The sequence below is a fragment of the Flavonifractor sp. An52 genome, from assembly GCF_002159385.1.
GTDB classification, from domain to species: Bacteria; Bacillota; Clostridia; order Oscillospirales; family Oscillospiraceae; genus Flavonifractor; species Flavonifractor avicola.
In genome coordinates this window covers 1-21,704 of the sequence record NZ_NFIB01000027.1, presented here as the reverse complement: position 1 = coordinate 21,704, position 21,704 = coordinate 1, and the positions used below count along the sequence as shown (strand labels likewise).

Here is a 21,704-nt window from a genome sequence, read left to right as displayed (position 1 = left end):
CACACGTATTGACATCAGTATACGGGAAACAGAATGAAAATACAAGCCTACCGCCGGGGCAGCAGGACGGTAAAGGTGGTGCCGCTGTCCGGGGTGCTGGTCACAGAGATCCTGCCCCGATGGGTTTCGGTAATGCTCTTGGCGATGGCCAGCCCCAGACCATAGCCCCCCTGAGCCCGGTCCCGGGCGGCATCCGCCCGGTAGAACCGCTCGAATAGGTGAGGCAGGTGTTCCGCTGGAATGGGAGCGCCGGTGTTGTGGACGCTGAGGCGCAGCTTGTCCTGCTGGCGGGTCAGCGTAATCCGGACCTCCGGGTTGGGTGGACCGGCGTATTTCACCGCATTGTCCAGCAAAATACGTACCAGCCGCCGCAGCTGCCCCTCATCCCCGGTGAGTGTCAGCTCTGGGTCGATGTGGGACTCCAGGGCCACCCCCGCCTCAAAGGCCACCGGTTCAAAGGGGAGCAGGCAGCCCTGGACCAGCTGGCTCAGATCCACCTGGGTGGGATGGGTAGGCAGCCGGGCGCTGTCCGATTTGGCCAAAAAGAGCAGGTCCTCCACCAGCCCCTTCATCTGGCGGGCCTCCTCCTGGGTGTAGCTGAGCCACTTGGACTGGCTGTCCACCGTCTCCGACGGATGGGCCAGCACGATCCCGGTATTGGCCAGAATCACGGTCAGCGGTGTTTTCAGCTCATGGGAGGCGTCGGCCACAAATTGCCGCTGCTGTTTCCAGGCCTTTTCCACCGGCCGGAGGGCCAGGGAGGCCAGAAACAGACTGACAAAGAAAAAGGCGGCCATGGCCAGCAGCCAGATCAGCAGGCAGGTGAGAAAGAGGTTGCGCAGGGTGCTGTGCTCCCAGGAGCGGTCTGCAAAGGCAATGCGGATGGTACCGTCAGAAGTTTGTTCCATGAGGAAGCGCAGGTCCAGACTGGCCAGCACCCCACTGTCCTGACCGGAATCCAGGACCTCCTGGGCAGCCTGAGCGGCGGTCTCCTCCGACACATCCACATAGCCGCCGTCGTTGATGGAGGTGACCTGTCCATTCTCCACAGTAACGGAAAAAACGGGCACCATGGAGGCATTGCGGTCCCGGTCCATGCCGTCCTGCTCCGGCGGCGCGCCGATCTCAAACCGGGGCGGCAGCTCGTCATCTCCCCGGTTCAGCGCCATATGGAGGGCGGCGGTTCCCTGATCAGCCAGCCTCCGGGCGTTGGAGGAGAGCAGCAGGGCAAAGACCACCGTTAAAACCAGTCCCACCAGCAGCAGGTTGATGAGGATAAACTTCCACCGCAGCCGCCGGATCATGAGACGGGCACCTCCAGATAATAGCCCACCTTCCGGACGGTGCCGATACTCACATTGGATTCCAGAAACGTGAGCTTTTTGCGCAGAAAGGAGATATATACCTCCACATTGTTGTCCTCCGCATCGGAATCCAGCCCCCAGACCCGGGCGATGATATTCTCCTTGGGTACTACGGCCCGGGGATGGACCATCAGCTGCCGCAGTACATCAAACTCCTTAAAGCCCAGACGCACCGACTTGTCCCCCTGCCGCAGACAGCGGGTGGATAAGTCCAGGATCAGGTCCCCGGCGGCTAGCTGTTCGCAGATGACCTCCCCCTGCCGCCGGGTGAGAGCCCGCACACGGGCCAGCAGCTCCCCGATGTCAAAGGGCTTGGTCATGTAGTCGTCGGCGCCGTGGTCCAGGCCAGCGATCTTGTCCGGCATCTCATCCCGGGCGGTAAGCATGAGGATGGGGGTGGACACATGGGCGTGCCGCAGGCGGCTGGCTACCTCAAAGCCGTCCAGCTTGGGCAGCATCACGTCCAGCACGATCACGTCGTATTGCTCCGTCAGGGCATAGTCCAGCCCGTCGGCCCCGTCATATACCACATCCGTCTGATAGCGCTGCTCCGCCATGATCTGGCCCAGGGCCTCCGCCAGCCGCCGCTCATCTTCTACGATTAAAACTCTCATAGGTAAGATCCTTTCCTGCTTGGTATGCGTATTTGCTGAGCAAAGGATACCGTTCCATCCTGAAATTTATCTGAAAATATGATAGAAAAATGGAAAGAAAAAAGGATTTACAGAGTGTTAACAATTCCAGCGCTGGATTTTTCAGGATAATTTCAGATTGACAAATTATACTGACCCAGAATCCGGAACAGACGGGAGGACCCACCATGGAATGTGCAGAAATCATGCCCCAGGAGACCCCACAGATCCCAAAGAAAGCCCGGCGTAAGTTTCCCATCAAGCGGGCCGTGGCCCTGGTTGTGGCGGCAGCTGTTGTCGTAGGCGGCGGTTTTGGCATCAAGACCCTTTTCTTTCAGAATGAGACTCAGACGGCCCTGACCGAAACCACCACCTATGGCAGCCTGTCTACGGTCATTGAAGGAACAGGTACCACCATGCCAGCGGATAGCGTTACTTATACCACAGCCTCCACGGCGGAGATCACCGGGGTCTATGTGTCCGCCGGTGATGCAGTGGCGGCGGGAGACCTGCTCTATACCCAGGACGACTCTGAGTTGGATGAGGAGATCGAGGGCTATCAGGACGAACTGACCGAGCTGGAGAATACCCTGTCTGACGCCTCCGATCAGCTGTCTGAATTGAATGAGCGGCTGGCTGACCTGACTGTGACCGCACCCTTCTCCGGAAGAATCACCGATGTGACCGTCCGGGCGGGGGACAGTGTGGGATCGGGTACCAAGCTGGCTACCCTGGTGGACGACAGCAAGATGACCCTCACCCAGTATTTCAGCTATGCCTACGAGGACCAGATCTATGTGGGCATGAAGGCGGGGGTGTCCATTGCCAGCCTCATGACTACCCTGGACGGCACGGTCACCGAGATCAAGAAGGTGGACCGGGTTACCGCCGAGGGTACCCGCTGCTTTGCGGTGACGGTGACGGTGGATAATCCGGGGGCCCTCAGCGAGGGTATGACCGGCGCGGGCTACCTGCTGACCGGCAGTGGGGAGAAACTCTATCCCGCTGTGGAGGGCACGCTGGAACCCTATGCCAGCGAGGACATCACCGCCACCGAGAGTGGCAAGCTGACGGCAGTCAACGTGGATGATTATGAGACGGTGACCGCCGGGGCTGCCCTCTTTGTCATTGACGGCTCCGATCTGGAGGACCAGGTGGAGACCACCCAGCGGAGCATTACCCAGACCCAGGAAAAAATCACCCAGACCCAGGAGAAGATCACCGAAGCGGAGGAGAAGCGCTCCGACTACCAGGTGACGGCAGAGATCGACGGTAAGATCATCATGGTTGGGGTACAGGAGGGGGAGGCCCCCCGGCAGGCGGGGCAGACCGCAGTGACCCTCTACAACCTGGACTCCATGACCATCACCGCCAACATTGACGAGCTGGACATTGACAGCATCACCATGGGCATGGAGGTGGACATCACCCAGTCCGGGGCGGAGAGCGACACCCACTACACCGGAACAGTGACCGCCATCAGTTATGAGGCCACCAATACCAACGGCGTGGCCTACTTCCCCATCACCATTACCATTCCCAGCGAAGGGGCCCTGTCCGCCGGCGTCAATGTATCCTACACCATCACCGTGGGTGACGAGTCGGAGGGTGTGCTTGCCCCCATCGCGGCGCTGAAGAGCACCAGCGAGGGCACCTGCCTCTTTGTGAAGGCGGATACCCGGCCGGACAACGCGGTGGATCTGGAGGACGGCGTGGTGCCAGACGGATTCTATGCCGTGCCGGTGGAGACCGGGGTGTCCAACAGCCAGTATGTCCGCATCCTCTCCGGCGTGGAGGAGGGGGTGGAGGTATTCACCCGTTATCAGCAGACGGCCCCCTCCGGCGGCGATACCACCAGCCAGAGCGGTGAGGAACAGGGCTTTGAGGGTATGGGCGACTTCTCCGGCGGCCGGCCCGGTGGTATGGAGCAGGGCGGCGGCATAATGCCCAGCGGTAATATGGGCGGCGGTATGAGCGGCGGTCCCATGGGCTAGGAGGTAGCGAAATGAGTTTGATCCGACTGGACAACGTATATAAGATCTACGGCGAGGGCAGGGAAAATCAGGTCAACGCCCTGGACGGCGTGACCCTGGAGATCAACCAGGGGGAATTTGTGGCTATCATCGGCACCTCCGGCTCGGGCAAGTCCACCATGATGAACATTCTGGGCTGCCTGGATGTGCCCACCCGGGGGGAGTACTATCTGGACGGCATCCCCATCAGCCAGCGTGGGCGGCGGGAGCTGGAGCTCATCCGCTCCCGAAAGATCGCCTTCATCTTTCAGGGCTACAACCTGATCCCCTCCCTCAGCGTGTGGCAGAATGTAGCTCTGCCTATGCTCTACCAGAAGGTGCCCCTGGCCCAGAGGAAGGCGCGGGCTATGGAGGCCCTGGAGCGTGTGGAGATTGCGGCCAAGGCGGATTACCGGCCCGGCCAGCTCTCCGGCGGCCAGCAGCAGCGGGTGGCCATTGCCCGGGCCATTGCCGCCCAGTCTCCGGTTCTGATGGCCGACGAGCCCACCGGCGCCCTGGACTCCAAGACCGGCGCCCAGGTGCTGGCCCTTATGCGGGAAATGAACCGGACGGGCACCACCGTCATCCTCATTACCCATGACAACGGCATTGCCGCCCAAGCTGACCGCACGGTGCGGGTGAAGGACGGAAAGATCGTCCACGACAGCCTGTGGGACGGGGTGCTGGTGGACCTGGACGTGCCGGCAAGGCGGGTGGCGCCGTGAATGCACTGGGTATGGCCCTGGAGTCCATCCGGGAGAAGAAGGGGCGCTCCTTCCTCACCATGCTGGGCATCATCATCGGCGTCACCGCCGTGCTGGTGCTGGTGGCTCTGGTGTCGGGCTACAACGCCGACATCACCGCCTACTATGAGAAGCTGGGCGTCAACAAGGTCAATGTCACGGTGACCTGGTACGACACCAGCCGCAGCGTGGATGTAATGAGCGCCCTGTATGACTACTGCGATGAGGAACTGAGCGATATGGTGGAGGGGGTGAGCCCCGATGTGTCCACCTCGCTGCCCATGAAGTACCGCACCACCACCCTGGACAGTAGTACCGTATATCTGGGCAGCGACGAATATGCTGTGTGCAACAACTACACCCTGGAGAGCGGTCGGGACATCAATGCCTTTGACATTGAACAGCGCAACCGGGTGTGCGTGCTGGGGTCCTACGTGGCGGACAGCCTGTTCCAGTATGCCGACCCCATTGGGGAGACGGTGTATCTGGGGGGCGAGCCCTTTACCGTGGTGGGTACTTACTACCAGAAGGACGGGGGCACCGAGGGGTCCATGGACGATATGGCGGTGATCCCTTACTCCCTGGATCGGGCCATCCTCCAGATCGACTACCTCACCTCCTTTACAGTGAAAGTGGATAAATCGGATAACATGGACGCCGTCATGGCGGATTTGGAGGTCTTTCTGGCCGACACCATCTCCTCCACAGTGGGAGAATATGATCTGGAAAACGGCAACGCCGCCATGACCGAGTCCACCGAAGAGATGACCTCCATGAGCGTGGTGCTGGGCGGCATTGCCGGTATCGCCCTGCTGGTGGGCGGCATCGGCATCATGAACATCATGCTGGTCACCGTCACCGAGCGTACCCGGGAGATCGGCATCAAAAAGTCCATCGGTGCTCCCCGGGGGGAGATCATCGGCCAGTTTCTGGTGGAGGCTGCCATTCTCAGCGGCATGGGCGGCGTCATCGGCATATTGCTGGGTTACGGCCTGAGCCTGATTTTGGGCAAGGCCATGTACGACCTGATCCTCTTCCCGGACAGTCTGGTGACAGCTGGGGCCTTTGCCTTCTCGGTGGTTATCGGTATTGTGTTTGGCATCTACCCGGCGGTGAAGGCCTCCAACCTCCAGCCGGTGGACGCCCTCCGGGCGGATTGAACAGAAGGAGGAGATTCCAATGAAACGCAAACTCTTGTCCCTGCTGACCGCGGCGGGGCTGTGTCTGGGGCTGACCGGCTACGCCGGGGCGGCCTCCTTTCCCGACGTGAGTGACGCCGACACCGCCCTGGCGGTGGAGGTGCTCTCCGGCCTGGGGATCGTCTCCGGCGGCTCCGACGGCAACTACTACCCGGATCAGGGGCTGACCCGGGCTCAGTTCTGCAAGCTGGCGGTGCTGGCCGAGGGCCACGGGGATCAGGTAAGCGGCAGCGCCTACCGCACCCTCTTTTCCGACGTGGCGGGAAGCCACTGGGCGGCTCCTTACATCAATCTGGCCTGTGAGGAGGGCCTGGTATCCGGCTACGGCAACGGCACCTTCGGCCCCGACGACCCGGTGACGGTGGGCCAGGCGGTGACGGTGGCCCTGCGGCTGCTGGGGTACACCGCCGAGGACGTGGGCCCCTTCTGGCCGGAGGACTACATGGCTCTGGGTGAGCAGCTGGGGCTGCTGGACGGGGTGTCCACAGACCCCGACCACGCCCTGACCCGGGGTGAGGCGGCCCTGATGCTCTACGCCCTGCTGGGCCAGAGCGACAGCACCGGAAAGGACTACATTGACAACCTGTGCGCCTCCAAGGTGGAAAACGCCGTTCTGCTGGACACCGACGCTGAGAGCGGCGACGGGAGCGAGGGCATGGTGGAGGTGTACGCCAACCAGAACCTGTCCTGGTATGAGCCGGCGGCGGATCTGGAGGGCCTTGCGGGCAGCCGGGGTACCCTGCTGCTGGACCAGAGCAGACGGGTGACTGGTTTTCTGCCTGACGACACCGTGCGCTATACCCTGATTCCCGAGAGTGTCACCGCCAACCGCATCAACGGCAGCTATGCCGTCAGCGGCAGTACGGCGGTGGTGATGGGAGATACCCTGACCACCTTTGAGAACTGCTGGTACGATCTGGCCGACTGCCCTCAGCTCACTCTCTACTACAACCAGTCGGGCAATCTGGAACTGGTGGCGGCCACCGAGGGAAACGGCTATGAGGGCGTGACCCTCACGGGTTACTATGAGTCTGCCAGCCCCAACACCGCCACCCCAGACACCATCACCCTGCTGGGCATGGAGCTGGAGGTGGAGGAGAGCGCCGTGGACAGCCTGAGCGGCTGTTCGGTGGGGGATAAGATCACCGTTACCCTGGACGGGGACGGGGCGGTGATCTCCGCCGCCGCGGGCGGGCAGACCGCCCTGTACGGGGTCCTGGGGGAGGGACAGGTGGAGCTGACCTGCGGCCTTACCGCCCGGGGCACAATCAGCGGCTCCGCCGGCGCGGGGGACCTGGTGAAGGTCACCTCCAGCGGCGTGGGCAAGCTGTCGGTGTCCCAGGTGTCCGGGGACAGCAGCCTGGATCTCAACGTGTCGGAGGGGACCCTGGGCTCCATCCCGCTGGCGGACAGCGTGCGGATCTACGAGCGGGCGGGGACCAGCGTGGTCACCGAGATCGACCTGGAGGACATTCAGACTGCCACGGTAAAGGCGGCTGACATCGACTTTTACGCCACCGACAGCAATGGCCTTGTCAGTGTGCTGCTGCTGGATGACGTGACGGGGAGTGCCTATACCTATGGTCTGCTCACCATGGGCAGCAGGACGGAGGGCAGCGGCACCATGACCTACACCAACCGTACCGTTTCGGTGGAGAACGGCAGCGGTACCACCCAGGAGTATATCACCGGCCAGTCCGGGCGTACCGGAGACATGGGAGGCATCGCGGTATCTTCCGAGGGAAAGGCGGTGTCCGTTGTCACCCTTAGTGAGGCGGAGGGTGTAGACCAGAGTGCCTTTGACAGCCTGGATGCGGTGGTGATTGACGGGGTGCGGGTGCCCATCAGCGACACCGCAGAGGGCTATAACAGCGATACCGAGCAGTGGGTCACCCTGTCCCAGGCCAGAGCCTACAGCGATACCTTTACCGTGTACTACAGTGGTACCCTGGGGGTAGATGCCGTAGTTAGAGTGATTGCAACCGAATAACGGGAAAAGAGCGTGCCGAAAGCGGCACGCTCTTTTTCATGTCGGCGCTTGTACTTGTGCCGGGGAATGCTTGTTGCAGAAAGACTGATGCACATGGTACAATAAAAAACAGAGGAGGTCTTATCATGGCGGATTTTAAATTATTTTCCATTCAAAATGGCGTGAACGAATTGCCGTCCTCCCAGGTTGCGTTGGAACGGGAGTTGCAAACGCTTCTGGAGAAAAATATGATGACCTTTTTTGGGGTGACTTTTTTACGATCGGAGTACAAGATCACCAATGGTCGAATGGACAGCATTGGAATTGACGAAAACAATTGTCCGGTCATTTTTGAATATAAGCGGAGTATCAATGAAAATGTGATCAACCAGGGCCTGTTCTATTTGGATTGGCTGCTAGATCATAAGGCAGATTTCAAGCTGTTGGTTATGGAGGAACTGGGGTTGGAAAAAGCAGAGCAGATTGATTGGAGTATGCCCTGCGTAATTTGTATTGCCAGCGATTTTACAAAATTTGATGAGCACGCTGTAAATCAGATGCAACGGAACATCAAGCTGGTGAAGTATAGAAAATACGGCGACGAACTGATTGCCTTCGAGTTCTTAAACACACCTCAGGTACAGCCTGCTGTGGAAGAAATGGCGACACTGGTGAAAAAGGTAAAAGGGGATAAGTCGTTTCAAAAACACTTGGAGGAAACAAGAGAGCAGATCAGGACGCTGTATTTGTCCATTCATGACTACATTCTGTCGCTAGGTGACGATGTTGCAGAAAACCAGCTTAAGCTCTATGTGGCGTTCAAAAAGGTTAGAAATATTGCCTGTGTGGAAGTGTATCAGAACAATATTTTGATACATCTGCGTTTGAATCCGGACACAGTGGAATTGAAACCGGGGAAAATTGAGGATGTCCGGGACAAGGGGCACTGGGGTACTGGAGACCTTCGACTTATTATCAAGAACGGAGATGATTTTGAAAACGTAAAGCCACTGATCGACCGTGCCTATTTTGAGAACTGAAAAGCAGCAGCATGGATAAGAAGTCCATGCTGCTGTTGTTTTATCTTAAGAGATCTCGTTATATGGGCAGCCACTCTCTTGACAACCTGATATTTTGGTGATATTATTTTGATATCAAAAAGAGAGCGGGAGGTGCTCTTATGGAAGAGAAGATTTTAACCGGCAAGAAAAAGGGTATGCCTATGCTGCTGCTCATTCTGGCCCTGTACGTGCTGGCGGTCATCGGCATCGTGTGGGCTGCCGTCCAGGACGGGGCGGGAGACATGGATGGGATCACGGTGGTCATTCTGGTTGTGAGCATCGTCTGGGCGTCCCTGGGCTGGATCTTCCTGTGCGGCCTGAAGGTGCTCAAGCCCCAGGAGGCCCTAGTGCTCACCCTGTTTGGCAAGTACATCGGCACGCTGAAGGGGGAGGGCTTCTACTACGTCAACCCCTTCTGCTCCGGGGTCAATCCGGCGGCCCAGACCAAGCTGAACCAGAGCGGCGACGTGGATGGCGGCAGCAAGGCGGAGAAGAAGGCGGAGGCCCAGGCGGGCGGCAAGAAGATCTCCCTCAAGATCATGACCCTGAACAACAACCGCCAGAAAATCAACGACTGCCTGGGCAACCCGGTGGAGATCGGCATCGCCGTCATGTGGCGGGTGGTGGACACCGCCAAGGCGGTGTTCGACGTGGACAACTACAAGGAATACCTGTCCCTCCAGTGTGACAGCGCCCTGCGGAACATCGTGCGTATCTACCCCTACGACGTGGCCCCCAACGTGGACACCACCGGCGACGGCATTGCCGACGAGGGCAGTCTGCGGGGCTCCAGCGAGGTGGTGGCTGGGCGCATCAAGGATGAGATCCAGAGCAAGGTGGCTCAGGCCGGGCTGGAGATCATTGAGGCCCGCATTACCTACCTGGCTTATGCCCCCGAGATCGCCGCGGTGATGCTCCAGCGGCAGCAGGCCTCTGCCATTATCGACGCCCGCAAGATGATCGTGGACGGGGCCGTGGGCATGGTGGAGATGGCTCTGGAGCGGCTCAGCGAGAAGCAGGTGGTGGAACTGGACGAGGAGCGGAAGGCCGCCATGGTGTCCAACCTGCTGGTGGTACTTTGCGGCAACCGGGACGCCCAGCCGGTGGTCAACTCCGGCAGCCTGTACTGATATGGCGGGCGATGGTAAGAAGCAGGTGCCCCTGCGCCTGTCCCCCAAGCTGTATGCCGCCATTGCGGCCTGGGCGGAGGACGACTTCCGCTCGGTGAACGGCCAGATCGAGTATCTGCTCACCGAGTGCGTCCGGCAGCGGAAGAAAAACGGGAAATATGTGTCCGATGAGATCGACGTGCCGCCGGAACTGGATATCGAATGAAAAAAGACGTGCTGCCACGGCAGCACGTCTTTTTTTGTTTCTCAGGCCTCAGCGGAGCCCAGGCTGATCTCCGGCATCAGTTCCTTGCTGATGATGGAGAGCATCTCCTCCAGCTTGGCACATTCAGCGGGGGTGAATCGCTCCCGCATCCGCTCGGTAACTACATGTACATAGTCGTTGCTGATGTTGTAATACTCCTTGTACTTTTGGGTTACCTGCAGGTGGTACTCTCGCTTGTCATGTTCCGACTGGATCTTCTGGACATAGCCCTTGCGGATGAGACTGTTGATCTTATAAGCCGCATTGGGCGGGGAAATGCGCATGAAGGAGGCAAACTCGTTGATGGTGGGGGACCCCAGGGCCTGGATGGTCTCCATAGCGAAGGTCTCCACCGTGGTCAGGCTGGCCTCCCGGTTCTGGAACCGCTCGAAGATCTCCTGATAAAAGTGAAGTTTAAATTTTGTATACACGATTTCAAATTTCTCTTCCAGCATACCCCTGCCTCCGCATTTTCGGTCTTTTTTTCATTATAACAAACGGCGGAGGAGAGGGCAATCAGGAATCTTTGCCCAGGGCAAAGGTCAGCTCCGCCGTGGCCGCCACCTGCCCGTTGACGGTGGCCCTGGCTTCCCCGATGCCCACCGGCCCTTTCTGCTTGGTGAGGGTACATTCCAGCTCCAGCACGTCACCGGGGGTCACCTGGCGGCGGAACCGGGCGTTCTTGATGCCGCCGAAGAAGGCGATCTTGCCCCGGTTCTCCGGCAGGGACAGCAGGGCCACCGCACCTACCTGGGCCAGGGCCTCCAGAATGAGGACGCCGGGCATGACGTGGTACTGGGGAAAGTGGCCCTGGAAGAAGGGCTCGTTGACGCTGACGCACTTGATGCCCTTGGCCCACTTGCCCGCCTCGCCGTCCACGATGCGGTCCACCAGGGCGAAGGGGTAGCGGTGGGGCAGGATCTCAGCAATCTGATTGGAGTTGAGTTCCATAGCGTTTAACCCTCCCACTTCTTGAACAGCACACAGGCGTTGTGACCGCCGAAGCCCAGGGAGTTGGACAGGGCGTACTGGACGTCGGCATTCCGGCCCTGGTTGGGCACATAGTCCAGGTCGCAGGCCGGATCGGCCTCCTGGTAGTTGATGGTGGCGGGCAGATATCCGTCCTTCAGGGTGAGGGCGGAGAAAATGGCCTCCACCGCACCGGCAGCGCCCAGCATATGGCCGGTCATGGACTTGGTGGAGCTGACCGCCAGCTTATAGGCGTGGTCGCCGAACACCGTCTTGATGGCGTCGGTCTCGCCGGAGTCGTTCAGGGGGGTGGAGGTGCCGTGGGCGTTGATGTAGCCCACCTGCTCGGGGGCCACGCCGCCGTCGGCCAGGGCCTGGGCCATGGCCCGGGCGCCGCCCTCCCCGTGGGGAGCGGGGGCGGTCATGTGGTAGGCGTCGCAGGTGGCGCCGTAGCCCACCACCTCGGCATACACTTTGGCCCCTCGGGCCTTGGCGTGCTCATACTCCTCCAGCACCAGGATGCCGGCGCCCTCGCCCATCACAAAGCCGGAACGCTGGGCGTCAAAGGGGATGGAGGCCCGGTTGGGGTCGTCGCCCACATGGAGGGCCCGCATGGTGGTGAAGCCGCCGATGGACAGGGGGGTGATGGCGGACTCGGCACCGCCGCACAGCATCACCTCGGCATAGCCGTCCCGGATGTGGCGGAAGGCGTCGCCCACGGCGTTGGAGCCGCCGGCGCAGGCGGTGACAGGGCAGGTACACATACCCTGGAAGCCGAAGGCAATGGCGATGAGACCAGCGCCCATGTTGGCGATGGTAGAGGGGATGTAGAAGGGGGAGGCCCGGTCAAAACCCTTCTCCGAGCAGCGCATCTGCTCGGCCTCGGTGTTGCCGATGCCGCCGATGCCGCTGGAGACGATGACGCCGCAGCGGGTGCGGTCCAGGGACTCCAGATCCAGGCCGCTGTCGGCCACCGCCTCCTTGGCGGAGGCCATGGCCAGCTGGGAGTAGCGGGCCATGTGGCGCACTTCCTTCTTGTCCAGCACGGAGGTGGGGTCCCAGTCCTTTACCTCGGCGGCCAGATGGACCTTCTGAGGGGCGGCGTCATACTGAGTGATGGGGGCGATGCCGCACACACCGTTACGGACGGCCTGCCAGGTGTCGGCCACGTTGTGGCCCAGGGGATTGACGGTCCCCATGCCGGTAATGACTACTCTGCGTTTTTCCATAGTTGATCTTGTTCCTCCTCACATACCCATGCCGCCGTCGACGGAAAGGACCTGTCCGGTGATGTAGGCCGCCTCATCGGAGGCCAGGAAGGCCACGGCGGCAGCCACGTCCTCGGGGGTGCCGGCCCGGCCGGCGGGGATGGTGGACAGCATGGCCTCCCGGGCGGCCTCGGGAAGGGCAGCGGTCATGTCGGTGGCGATGTAGCCGGGAGCAATGGCGTTGACGGTGACGCCCCGTCCGCCCAGCTCCTTGGCCAGGGACTTGGTCATGCCGATGACGCCTGCCTTGCTGGCGCAGTAGTTGATCTGGCCGGGATTGCCCCGGAGGGCCACCACCGAGCTGAGGTTGATGATGCGGCCAAATTTTGCCTTCATCATGGGCCGGGCGGCGGCCTTCATGCACAGGAAGGCCCCCTTCAGGTTGGTCTCGATGACCGCGTCGAAGTCCTCCTCCTTCAGCATCATGGCCAGGTTGTCCCGGGTGATGCCGGCGTTGTTCACCAGGATGTGGAGGCCGCCCAGCTCTTTCACGGCGGTGTCCATCAGGGCCTTCACAGCGGCGGGGTCGGCTACGCTGCCCTGAACGGCATGGGCTTCCACACCCAACTCCTTGAGGGCGGCCAGGGTTTCCTCGGCGGCGGCAGTGTTGCCGGCGTAGGAGAACACCACGTTGGCGCCCCGGCGGGCCAGCTCCAGGCAGATAGCCTTGCCAATACCCCGGCTGCCGCCGGTGACTACGGCGATTTTTCCATTCATGCTCATACAGTTATCCTTTCAAAGCGGCGGAGAGGGCCTCGATGTCGGCGCAGGTCTCCACGGCGTAGGTCTTGATGGAGGGGGCGGTCTTTTTCACAAAGCCGCTGAGTGCCTTGCCCGGGCCGATCTCCACGATGGTGTCCACACCCAGCGCCTCCAGATGGCGGATGGTGTCCTCCATGTAGACGGAGGACTGGACCTGCTTCTCCAGCAGGGCGGGGATGGTGTCGTTCTCGCCCATCTCATGGCCCAGGCAGTTGAAGAGCACCGGGAAGGCCATCTCTCCAAAGGTGACGCTCTGGAACTTCTCCCGCAGGGCGTCGCCGGCGGGGCGGAGCAGGGAGGTGTGGAAGGGGCCGCTGACCTTCAGAGGGAGACAGCGCTTGGCCCCCAGCTCCTTGGCAATGGAAGCGGCCTTGTTCACCGCCTCCTGGGCACCGCCGATGACCAGTTGGCCGGGGCAGTTGTAGTTGGCGATCTCCACCACACCGGCGTCGGCGGCCTGGTCGCAGGCCTGCTGCAGCTTCTCCCGGTCCAGACCCAGAACGGCGGTCATGCCGCAGGGGATACCGGCAGCGGCGGAGGCCATGGCCTTGCCCCGGAAAGCGGCCAGGGAGATGGCCTGGGCGGGGGTAAACACCCCGGCGGCCTGGAGGGCGGAATACTCGCCCAGGCTGAGGCCGGCGGCGTAATCGGGCCGGATGCCCATGTCATACAGGATGGCGGTCATGCCGGCGGCGAAAGCCACCATGCAGGGCTGGGTGTACTCCGTCTGGTTCAGTACCCCGTCGGGGTCGGTGAAGGAGACGGTCTTCAGGTCAAAGTCCACGTCGGCGCTGTCCAGCACGGCTTTAAATACGGGGTAGGCCTCATAGAGGTCGGCCCCCATGCCGGGATGCTGGCTGCCCTGTCCGGCGTACAAAAAGGCGAGGCTCATACGTTCAGTCCTTTCACAACGGCCTGACAGCCGCTCATCATGTCCTCAAAGATGGCCCGCAGGGGACGGACCTCCTTTACCATGCCGGCCACCTGACCGGCCATAAAGCTGCCGGTGTCCAGGTCGCCGTCGAACACCGCCCGGCGGAGGGAGCCCAGGGTCAGCTTCTCCATCTCCTCCAGAGGCAGGTTCTGCTTCTCCATGCGCAGGTACTCCCGGGCCATCTTGTTCTTGAGCACCCGGACGGGGGCGCCGCCGGTGCGACCGGTGACGGTGGTGTCGTTGGCCCCGGCCTTCACCACGGCCTGCTTGTAGTTGTCGTGGATGGGGCACTCCTCACTGGCCAGCAGGCAGGTGCCGATCTGCACGCCGCAGGCGCCCAGGGCGAAGGCGGCGGCCATCTGACGGCCGTCGGCAATGCCGCCGGCGGCGATGACGGGCACGCTCACCGCGTCCACCACCTGGGGCACCAGGGCCATGGTGGTCATCTCGCCCACATGGCCGCCGCTCTCGGTGCCCTCGGCGATGATGCCGTCAATGCCGTACCGCTCCAGCCGCTTGGCCAGGATGGGGGCGGCCACCACGGGGAACACCTTGATGCCCGCCGCCTTCCAGGCGGGGACGTACTTGCCGGGGTTGCCGGCGCCGGTGGTCACCACCTGGACGCCCTCCTCCACCACCACGCGGGCCAGGTCCTCGATGTGGGGATTCATCAGCATCAGATTGACGCCGAAGGGCTTGTTAGTGGAGGACTTGGCCACCTGGATCTCATGGCGCAGGGCGTCGGCGTCCATGCCGCCGGAGCCGATGAGGCCCAGAGCACCGGCATTGGATACGGCGGCGGCGAAAGCGCCGGTGGCCACGTTGGCCATGCCGCCCTGGATAATGGGGAATTCAATCCCCAGAAGTTCATTCAATTTCATAATATACTCCTTATGAGCCTTCCCCTGGGGGAAGGTGGCTGGCCAAAGGCCAGACGGATGAGGGAAGCGGTATGTATGATGGCGGACGGCCATAAAGGCCGCCCCTACGGGGTAGCAATTTTGCGTAGGGGCGACCCTTGTGGTCGCCCGTTTCTTTACGCCAGCTCCAGCAGCGCGCCCGCCCAGGTCAGGCCCCCGCCGAAGCCCACGCACAGGGCCTTCTGGCCGGAGGTCAGCTGACCGGAGGTGACCAGCTCATCCAGCAGCAGGGGTACGCTGGCGGCGGAGGTGTTGCCGGTGCGGGCGATGTTGCCGGTGCACTTGGCGGGATCTACTCCCAGCTTCTTTACCGCAAAGTCAATGATGCGCTGGTTGGCCTGGTGGAACACGAAGCGGTCCACGTCCTCCAGGGTGAGGCCCGCCTTTTTGAGTACCTCTTTGGCGCAGCGGGGCAGGGCCTCTACCGCGAAGCGAAACACCGCTTTGCCATCCATATGGATGTAGGAGGGATCGGTGCTGTTGGCTCCGGGGACGTACAGGGCTTCCTGATTGCCCCGGCAGCCCAGCACTCCGCAGAGGGAAGGATAGTCCGCCCGCCACTCCACCACGGCGGCTCCCGCGCCGTCTCCAAAGAGAACGCAGGTGGAGCGGTCGGTGAAGTCGGTGATGCGGCTCAGGGCCTCCACGCCCACAATGAGGCCGTACTTCCGTTCTGCGGCGGCCAACAGGCATTCCGCTGTATGGAGACCGTACACAAAGCCGGAGCAGGCGGCGTTCAGGTCGAAGCACACCGTGTCCTCCGGAAAGCCCAGATCCCGCTGGAGGATGCAGGCGGCGGCAGGGGTGAGAAAATCCTGGGACAGGGTAGCCACGATGCATACCCCGATCTGTTCCGGGCTGATGCCGGAGCGCTCCAGAGCCTGTTTGGCGGCGGCCAGACATAGGGTGGTGTGGCTCTCCCCTTCGGTGCAGTGGTAGCGGCTGCGGATACCGGTGCGAGTGGCGATCCACTCGTCGTTGGTGTCCACGATCTTGGACATATCGTCGTTGGTCACCGCCCGGCGGGGCAGGGCGGAGCCGGTGCTCAGCAGTTTGATTCCGTTCATGGGCGCTCCTTTCTCAGGGCCTTGCTGCCCATTAAGCGGAATTTTTTGTAGCGCTGGGTGGCCAGAGCCTGACCGTTCAGCTTGTTCAGTGCCGCCAGCTCCTTCACCAGGACGGCATCCAGCGCCTTGCATACTCCGTGCAGGTTGGTGTGGGCGCCTTCTGCGGGTTCAGGGATGATGGCGTCGATGACGCCCAGCTCCAGCAGGTCGGCGGCGGTGAGCTTCATCACGTCGCAGGCCTCGTCGCTGCGGGAGGAATCTTTCCACAGGATGGCGGCAAAGCCCTCGGGGGAGAGGACGGAGTAGACGGCATTTTCCAGCATGAGTACCTTGTTGCCCACACCCAGAGCCAATGCGCCGCCGCTGCCCCCCTCGCCGGTGACCACCGAGATCACCGGGACGGTGAGGGCGGAGGAGAGGGCCAGGGTGCGGGCGATGGCCTCCCCCTGGCCGCGAGCCTCGGCCTCCAGGCCGGGGTAGGCGCCGGGGGTGTCGATGAAGGTGATGATGGGGCGGCGGAACTTCTCCGCCTGCTCCATCAGCCGCTGGGCCTTGCGGTAGCCCTCGGGGGAGGGCATGCCGAAGTGATAGGCCAGGTGTTCCTCCAGGGTGCGGCCCTTCCGGTGACCGATGACGGTAACCGGCTGGCCATGGAAGAGGGCCGCGCCGCCCAGGATGCTGCCGTCGTCGGCGCACAGGCGGTCGCCCCGCTGCTCAAAGAAGTCAGTGAAGAGGGCGGCGATGAAGTCGGCAGTACCCGGCCGGTCCTGATGGCGGGCCAGCGCCACCCGCTGGGCGGGGGTCAGGTTATTTGCCACGGTCGCTCCCTCCTTTCCCGTGCAGTTTCAGCAGCTGGATCAGGGTGTCCCGCAGCTGGGCCCGGGGCACGATGGCGTCCAGGAAGCCATGCTCCAGCAGGTACTCGGCGCTCTGGAAGCCCTCGGGCAGCTTCTCACCGATGGTCTGTTCGATGACCCGGGGGCCGGCAAAGCCGATGAGGGCGCCGGGCTCGGCCAGCATGATGTCGCCCAGGCTGGCAAAGCTGGCGGTGACCCCGCCGGTGGTGGGGTGGGTAAGCACCGAGATGTACAGCCCGCCCTTGCGGGAGAACCGCTCCAGAGCGGCGGAGGTCTTGGCCATCTGCATCAGGGACAGAATGCCCTCCTGCATCCGGGCTCCGCCGCTGGCGGAGAAGAGGATGAGGGGCAGCTTATATTTTTCGGCGTACTCCACCAGCCGGGTGACCTTCTCACCCAGGGCAGCGCTCATGCTGCCCATGAAAAACCGGCTGTCCAGAGCGCCGATGGCCACCTTCTGGCCGTTGATGCGGCCGGTGGCGGCCACCACGCCCTCGTTCATGCCGGTGCGGCGGCGGGCGCCCTCCAGCTTGGCGGCGTAGCCGGGGAAGGACAGAGGATCGTTGGAGGACAGATTGGCGTCCAGCTCCCGGAAGGTGCCTTTGTCCAGCACCAGGCTGAGGCGGTAATAGGCCCCGACGGGGTAGTGATGGCCGCACAGGGGGCAGACGTACCGGGCAGTCACCAGATCCTTGCGGCGGAAGGTGCCGCCGCAGGCGGGACAGGTCTCCTCGGTATGGGCGGGGGCGGGGGAACTGCCCCGGAGGGCCTTCAGGGAGAGCAGCTTCTGACGCCGCTGGGCAAAGACGTTGCTCATGCCTTAGGTTCCTCCTCTCCGCTGCGGCTCCAGGCCAGCAGGGTGTCCATGTTGGCCTCCAGGTAGCCGGTGTTATAGTTGCCCCGGATGAAGTCGGGGTGGTGCATGATCTGATGGAGCAGATCGGCGTTGTTGGCAGGACCCTCGATGATGAGCTCCTCCAGGGCCCGGCGCATCCGGCGGATGGCGTCCAGCCGGGTGGGGGCGTGAACAATGAGCTTTGCCATCAGGGAGTCGTAGTAGGGGGGCAGGGTGTAGCCGGTATACAGGCCGGTGTCCACCCGCACCCCGCAGCCGCCGGGTAGGTGCACGAAATCGATCTTGCCCGGGCAGGGGCGGAAGTCGTTGGCCGGGTCCTCGGCGTTGATGCGGCACTCGATGGCGTGGCCGTTGAGGGTGACCTCCTCCTGGGTGCGGGACAGGGGGAGACCGGCGGCAATACGGATCTGCTCCCGCACCAGGTCCATGCCGGTAACCAGCTCGGTGACCGGGTGCTCCACCTGGATCCGGGTGTTCATCTCAATGAAGTAGAAGTTGCCCTCCGGGTCCAGTACGAACTCAATGGTGCCGGCGTTCTCATAGTGGGCGGCCCTGGCGGCGGCCACGGCGGCGGCGCCCATGCGCTCCCGCAGCTCGGGAGTGAGGGCCTTGGAGGGGGACTCTTCCAGCAGCTTCTGGTTGCGCCGCTGGATGGAGCAGTCCCGGTCCCCAAGCTGGATTACATGGCCCTGGGAATCGGCCAGGATCTGGAACTCAATGTGCCGGGGGTTGAGGATCAGCTTCTCCAGGTACATCTCTCCACTGCCGAAGCAGGCCACCGACTCGCTGCGGGCCTCCTCAAAGAGGGGGATCAGCTGGTCGGGCTCAAACACCCGGCGCATACCACGGCCGCCGCCGCCGGCGGCAGCTTTGATGAGCACAGGGTAGCCGATGGAGTCGGCCAGGGCTTTGGCCTCCTCGGCGGTGTCCACTGCTCCGTCGGAGCCGGGGACCACCGGCACACCGGCGGCCACCATCAGCTTGCGGGCGGCGGCCTTGTTGCCCATGGCCCGGATCACATCGCCGGAGGGGCCGATAAAGGCAATGCCCGCCTGGGCACAGGCGTCGGCGAAATCGGCGTTTTCCGACAGGAAGCCGTAGCCGGGGTGGATGGCGTCGCACCCGGTGGCCTGAGCCACGGTGAGGATGGCGTCCACATTTAAGTAGCTGTCCGCCGAGCGGGCGGGGCCGATGCAGTAGGCCCGCTCCGCCAGCTGGACGTGAAGAGCCTCCGAATCGGCCTGGGAGTAGACCACCACAGGCTCGATGTCCAGCTCCCGGCAGGCCCGGAACACCCGGACGGCGATCTCGCCCCGGTTGGCGATCAAAATACGCTTGAACATGGAATCACCCTTCCCGGTAACGAATGAGGGGGTCCCCAAAGGACACCAGAGCCCCGTCCTCCTGAAGAATGGCCTCGATGGTGCAGTCGCAGGGGGCGTGGACCTCATTCATCATCTTCATGGCCTCCATGAGGCAGACGGTCTGGCCCTTCTTCACCTTGTCGCCCACCTTGACGAAGGGCTCGGCGTCGGGGGCGGAGGCGGCATAGAAGGTACCCACCAGGGGGGCGGTGATGCAGGGACCATCGGGCTGAGCCGCCGGGGCGGGCGCAGCAGCGGCAGGTGCGGGTGCGCCCACGGGAGCGGCGGGAACGGCAGCGCTGCCGCCTTTGCCCAGCTCCAGGGTAAAGTCCTTGGTATTCAGCTTGAAGGTGGTGATGCCGCTCTGGTCAAAGCGGGCCATCAGCTCAAAAATCTCTTGGTTGGTCATAGCGGCTCCTTTCGGAAAAAAGGCATCGGTTTGCACCGATGCCCGTTTTCTCCTCTTACTCAGCGTGATCCTCGATGTACTTCATCAGGTCGCCCGCGGTCTTCATGTTGGGCAGGTCCTCGTCGGCGATGGTCACGCCGAAGGCCTCCTCCAGAGCCATGGACAGCTCCACGGCAGCCAGGGAATCGGCCTCCAGGTCCTCGGCCAGGCGGGCGTCGGGGGTCACCTTGTCGGCGTCGCAGCTCAGGGTCTCCACAATGATATCCTTAATCTTCTCGAAATCCATGGTAATGCTCCTCACAAAACAATTCAAAAATTTTAGTTAAATTATTTTACTTAAAAATTTTTAAATAAAATAATTTAAGCATATTTTAGCAGGCGGAAGTGATTTGTCAAGACTTTTTTTGGAAACTCCAGAGGATAATCTTCAGAACTGTTCAAATTCACGAAAAAAGCGCAAAAAAAGCGCCCTGCGATTGGATCGCAGGGCGGGGATTGGGGGTAAGTAGCCGCCCTGGAGGGGGCGGCGTGGGGCTCAGCAGCAGCGACAGCAGCCGCAGGAGGTGTCCTCCTCCTGATCGGCAGCCCACAGGAAAGCCGGGATGGTGAGATAGACCTGACGGCCGCCGGCTGTGCCGGACAGGTCGGACAGGGTCAGGCCGGAGAACAGGTCACTGGAAGTGGTCCTGTTGTTCTCAGAGGCGCCGCAGCAGCAGCGGCAGCAGCGATTCCCGTTGTTACAACACATGATGAAGTACCCCCAATCAAAATTGTGACGGGCCTTTGCCCCCCACAGCCCAGTATACGCAGGGTGGGGACGGGAGGTACCAAAAAAGAAAAAAGCGAGACAACCGAAGTTGTCTCGCTTTGGCAGCGGGAGAAGGATTCGAACCCTCACATACAGAGTCAGAGTCTGCTGTGCTACCCTTACACAATCCCGCTATTTGTTTGCCGCTCTCGTGAGCGCAGGTGTTATTATAGCAAACTACAGAGAAATGTCAAGAGGAAAAATGAAAAAATAAAAAATTGTGGGCCGGACATTCCGGCCCACGAAAAAGGGGTCAATGACGGTTGGGATCACCGGTCTTATCCTGGGGCTGCTCCTGCTTCTTGCTCTGGGGATGCTTGCAGTCCTGGGGAGCGGGATTCTGGTTTCTGGACTTCTTCTGCTCGTTATGCTGGTTCTGCATGGTGCTCACCTCGCTTTCACCGTTCCTAGCTTGCCCCGGTGTTTCCTGATTTATACAAAAACTTTCTCATTTCAGGGATACCAACTAAGAACAAAGTATGGTATAATAATACGACAGAAGCTGCTATATTTTGCCTGGGCCTGGCCTGGAGCTTTGTTTCAAAGGAGGGCTGCTGCTGTGAGATGTCCGTTTTGTTCTCACCCGGAGAGCAAGGTCGTGGACTCCCGTCCGTCCGACGAAGGGTCCAGCATCCGCCGCCGCCGGGAATGTCTGGCCTGCCATAAGCGTTTTACCACTTATGAGACCATGGAGAGTCTGCCCCTGATGGTAATCAAAAAGGACGGCAGCCGTCAGACCTTTGACAAGACCAAGCTGCTCAACGGCATGATTCGGGCCTGTGAAAAACGGCCGGTGGCCTTTGCCACCCTGGAAGATATGGCCAATGAGATCGAACAGGTCCTGCAAAACGACATGGACCGGGAGATTCCCTCCGCCCGTATTGGCGAATTGGTGATGGAACGGCTGAAAAAGGTGGACGAGGTGGCCTATGTCCGTTTCGCTTCCGTCTACCGTCAGTTCAAGGATATCAGCACCTTTATGGAGGAACTGAACAAGCTTCTGGCGGAGAAGTAATTTGACCTAATCCCCTGAAAAACGGCGGCTTGTCCGCCAAGTTTGACCCCAAACATGAGCGAGAGTGCGTTGGAAAAAATCCGACGCACCCTCGCTTTTTTCATCCCCTGACGCCGCAAAG

24 protein-coding genes and 1 tRNA gene are annotated in these 21,704 nt (G+C 61.5%); 8 read left to right on the top strand and 17 right to left on the bottom strand.

The features are described from left to right. Positions 1-47 precede the first annotated feature (47 nt). Together B5G06_RS10630 and B5G06_RS10625 are read right to left on the bottom strand one after the other, a co-directional pair. Positions 48-1,304, bottom strand: a complete 1,257-nt coding sequence (locus B5G06_RS10630) for a sensor histidine kinase (RefSeq protein ID WP_087189051.1) — start codon at positions 1,302-1,304, stop codon at positions 48-50. Next, positions 1,301-1,978, bottom strand: a complete 678-nt coding sequence (locus B5G06_RS10625; protein WP_087189050.1) for a response regulator transcription factor — start codon at positions 1,976-1,978, stop codon at positions 1,301-1,303. Before B5G06_RS10625 ends, B5G06_RS10630 begins: the two co-directional genes overlap by 4 nt. Positions 1,979-2,184: 206 nt before the next feature. On the opposite strand from B5G06_RS10625, the gene B5G06_RS10620 reads away from it, so the two are divergent. The 7 genes from B5G06_RS10620 to B5G06_RS10590 all read left to right on the top strand — a co-directional run bounded on the left by B5G06_RS10620 (position 2,185) and on the right by B5G06_RS10590 (position 10,315). Then, positions 2,185-3,990: an efflux RND transporter periplasmic adaptor subunit gene (locus B5G06_RS10620; protein ID WP_087189049.1), complete on the top strand. Its 1,806-nt coding sequence runs from the start codon at positions 2,185-2,187 to the stop codon at positions 3,988-3,990. An 11-nt stretch (positions 3,991-4,001) separates the two neighbouring features. Further along, complete coding sequence (locus B5G06_RS10615; RefSeq protein ID WP_087189048.1) at positions 4,002-4,733, top strand: ABC transporter ATP-binding protein; 732 nt, start codon at positions 4,002-4,004, stop codon at positions 4,731-4,733. Then, the gene (locus tag B5G06_RS10610) at positions 4,730-5,911 is read left to right on the top strand and encodes an ABC transporter permease (RefSeq protein ID WP_087189047.1); all 1,182 of its coding nucleotides are present in this window, start codon (positions 4,730-4,732) and stop codon (positions 5,909-5,911) included. The genes B5G06_RS10615 and B5G06_RS10610 overlap by 4 nt, the downstream gene beginning before the upstream one ends. 19 nt (positions 5,912-5,930) lie before the next feature. Continuing rightward, a complete protein-coding gene (locus B5G06_RS10605) occupies positions 5,931-7,940 on the top strand; it encodes an S-layer homology domain-containing protein (RefSeq protein ID WP_087189046.1) in 2,010 nt (669 codons plus the stop codon). Between the two features lie 125 nt (positions 7,941-8,065). After that, the gene (locus B5G06_RS10600) at positions 8,066-8,959 is read left to right on the top strand and encodes a DUF5655 domain-containing protein (protein WP_087189045.1); all 894 of its coding nucleotides are present in this window, start codon (positions 8,066-8,068) and stop codon (positions 8,957-8,959) included. A 140-nt stretch (positions 8,960-9,099) separates the two neighbouring features. Continuing rightward, entirely contained in the window at positions 9,100-10,110 is a 1,011-nt protein-coding gene (locus B5G06_RS10595) for an SPFH domain-containing protein (protein ID WP_087189044.1), read from the top strand. Between the two features lies 1 nt (position 10,111). Then, positions 10,112-10,315: a PTS ascorbate transporter subunit IIC gene (locus tag B5G06_RS10590; protein WP_087189043.1), complete on the top strand. Its 204-nt coding sequence runs from the start codon at positions 10,112-10,114 to the stop codon at positions 10,313-10,315. Between the two features lie 41 nt (positions 10,316-10,356). Here the strand turns inward: B5G06_RS10590 and B5G06_RS10585 are convergent, their stop codons facing one another. The 15 genes from B5G06_RS10585 to B5G06_RS14540 all read right to left on the bottom strand — a co-directional run bounded on the left by B5G06_RS10585 (position 10,357) and on the right by B5G06_RS14540 (position 20,950). Continuing rightward, positions 10,357-10,809 carry a MarR family transcriptional regulator gene (locus B5G06_RS10585; protein WP_087189042.1) on the bottom strand — a complete coding sequence of 151 codons (453 nt, stop codon included), beginning with the start codon at positions 10,807-10,809 and terminating at the stop codon, positions 10,357-10,359. Positions 10,810-10,870: 61 nt separating this feature from the next. Further along, on the bottom strand, positions 10,871-11,305 hold the full coding sequence (gene fabZ / locus B5G06_RS10580; protein ID WP_087189041.1) for a 3-hydroxyacyl-ACP dehydratase FabZ: 435 nt from the start codon (positions 11,303-11,305) through the stop codon (positions 10,871-10,873). 5 nt (positions 11,306-11,310) lie between these two features. Then, positions 11,311-12,552: a beta-ketoacyl-ACP synthase II gene (fabF, locus tag B5G06_RS10575; RefSeq protein WP_087189040.1), complete on the bottom strand. Its 1,242-nt coding sequence runs from the start codon at positions 12,550-12,552 to the stop codon at positions 11,311-11,313. An 18-nt stretch (positions 12,553-12,570) separates the two neighbouring features. Continuing rightward, on the bottom strand, positions 12,571-13,314 hold the full coding sequence (fabG, locus tag B5G06_RS10570) for a 3-oxoacyl-[acyl-carrier-protein] reductase (RefSeq protein ID WP_087189039.1): 744 nt from the start codon (positions 13,312-13,314) through the stop codon (positions 12,571-12,573). A gap of 4 nt (positions 13,315-13,318) precedes the next feature. Then, positions 13,319-14,245, bottom strand: coding sequence for an ACP S-malonyltransferase (gene fabD / locus B5G06_RS10565; RefSeq protein WP_087189038.1), 927 nt, complete (start codon positions 14,243-14,245; stop codon positions 13,319-13,321). After that, on the bottom strand, positions 14,242-15,168 hold the full coding sequence (locus B5G06_RS10560) for a DUF561 domain-containing protein (RefSeq protein WP_087189037.1): 927 nt from the start codon (positions 15,166-15,168) through the stop codon (positions 14,242-14,244). The genes fabD and B5G06_RS10560 overlap by 4 nt, the downstream gene beginning before the upstream one ends. A 155-nt stretch (positions 15,169-15,323) precedes the next feature. Continuing rightward, positions 15,324-16,274 (bottom strand): beta-ketoacyl-ACP synthase III, encoded by a 951-nt coding sequence (locus B5G06_RS10555; RefSeq protein ID WP_087189036.1) that lies wholly within the window; start codon positions 16,272-16,274, stop codon positions 15,324-15,326. Beyond that, positions 16,271-17,092, bottom strand: a complete 822-nt coding sequence (locus tag B5G06_RS10550; RefSeq protein WP_087189035.1) for an acetyl-CoA carboxylase carboxyltransferase subunit alpha — start codon at positions 17,090-17,092, stop codon at positions 16,271-16,273. The genes B5G06_RS10555 and B5G06_RS10550 overlap by 4 nt, the downstream gene beginning before the upstream one ends. Next, entirely contained in the window at positions 17,082-17,948 is an 867-nt protein-coding gene (gene accD, locus B5G06_RS10545; RefSeq protein ID WP_087189034.1) for an acetyl-CoA carboxylase, carboxyltransferase subunit beta, read from the bottom strand. The genes B5G06_RS10550 and accD overlap by 11 nt, the downstream gene beginning before the upstream one ends. Then, positions 17,945-19,330 (bottom strand): acetyl-CoA carboxylase biotin carboxylase subunit, encoded by a 1,386-nt coding sequence (accC, locus tag B5G06_RS10540; protein ID WP_087189033.1) that lies wholly within the window; start codon positions 19,328-19,330, stop codon positions 17,945-17,947. The genes accD and accC overlap by 4 nt, the downstream gene beginning before the upstream one ends. A 4-nt stretch (positions 19,331-19,334) precedes the next feature. Next, positions 19,335-19,760 carry an acetyl-CoA carboxylase biotin carboxyl carrier protein gene (gene accB / locus B5G06_RS10535; RefSeq protein ID WP_087189032.1) on the bottom strand — a complete coding sequence of 142 codons (426 nt, stop codon included), beginning with the start codon at positions 19,758-19,760 and terminating at the stop codon, positions 19,335-19,337. Positions 19,761-19,815: 55 nt separating this feature from the next. Next, a complete protein-coding gene (gene acpP / locus B5G06_RS10530; RefSeq protein WP_087189031.1) occupies positions 19,816-20,046 on the bottom strand; it encodes an acyl carrier protein in 231 nt (76 codons plus the stop codon). A 249-nt stretch (positions 20,047-20,295) separates the two neighbouring features. Continuing rightward, entirely contained in the window at positions 20,296-20,508 is a 213-nt protein-coding gene (locus tag B5G06_RS10525; RefSeq protein WP_087189030.1) for a hypothetical protein, read from the bottom strand. Positions 20,509-20,628: 120 nt separating this feature from the next. After that, a tRNA-Gln gene (locus B5G06_RS10520) sits at positions 20,629-20,702 on the bottom strand. Between the two features lie 119 nt (positions 20,703-20,821). After that, entirely contained in the window at positions 20,822-20,950 is a 129-nt protein-coding gene (locus B5G06_RS14540; protein ID WP_255396452.1) for a hypothetical protein, read from the bottom strand. Between the two features lie 177 nt (positions 20,951-21,127). Between B5G06_RS14540 and nrdR the strand changes: the two genes are divergently transcribed. After that, positions 21,128-21,583, top strand: a complete 456-nt coding sequence (gene nrdR / locus B5G06_RS10515) for a transcriptional regulator NrdR (protein ID WP_087189029.1) — start codon at positions 21,128-21,130, stop codon at positions 21,581-21,583. Positions 21,584-21,704: the final 121 nt, after the last annotated feature.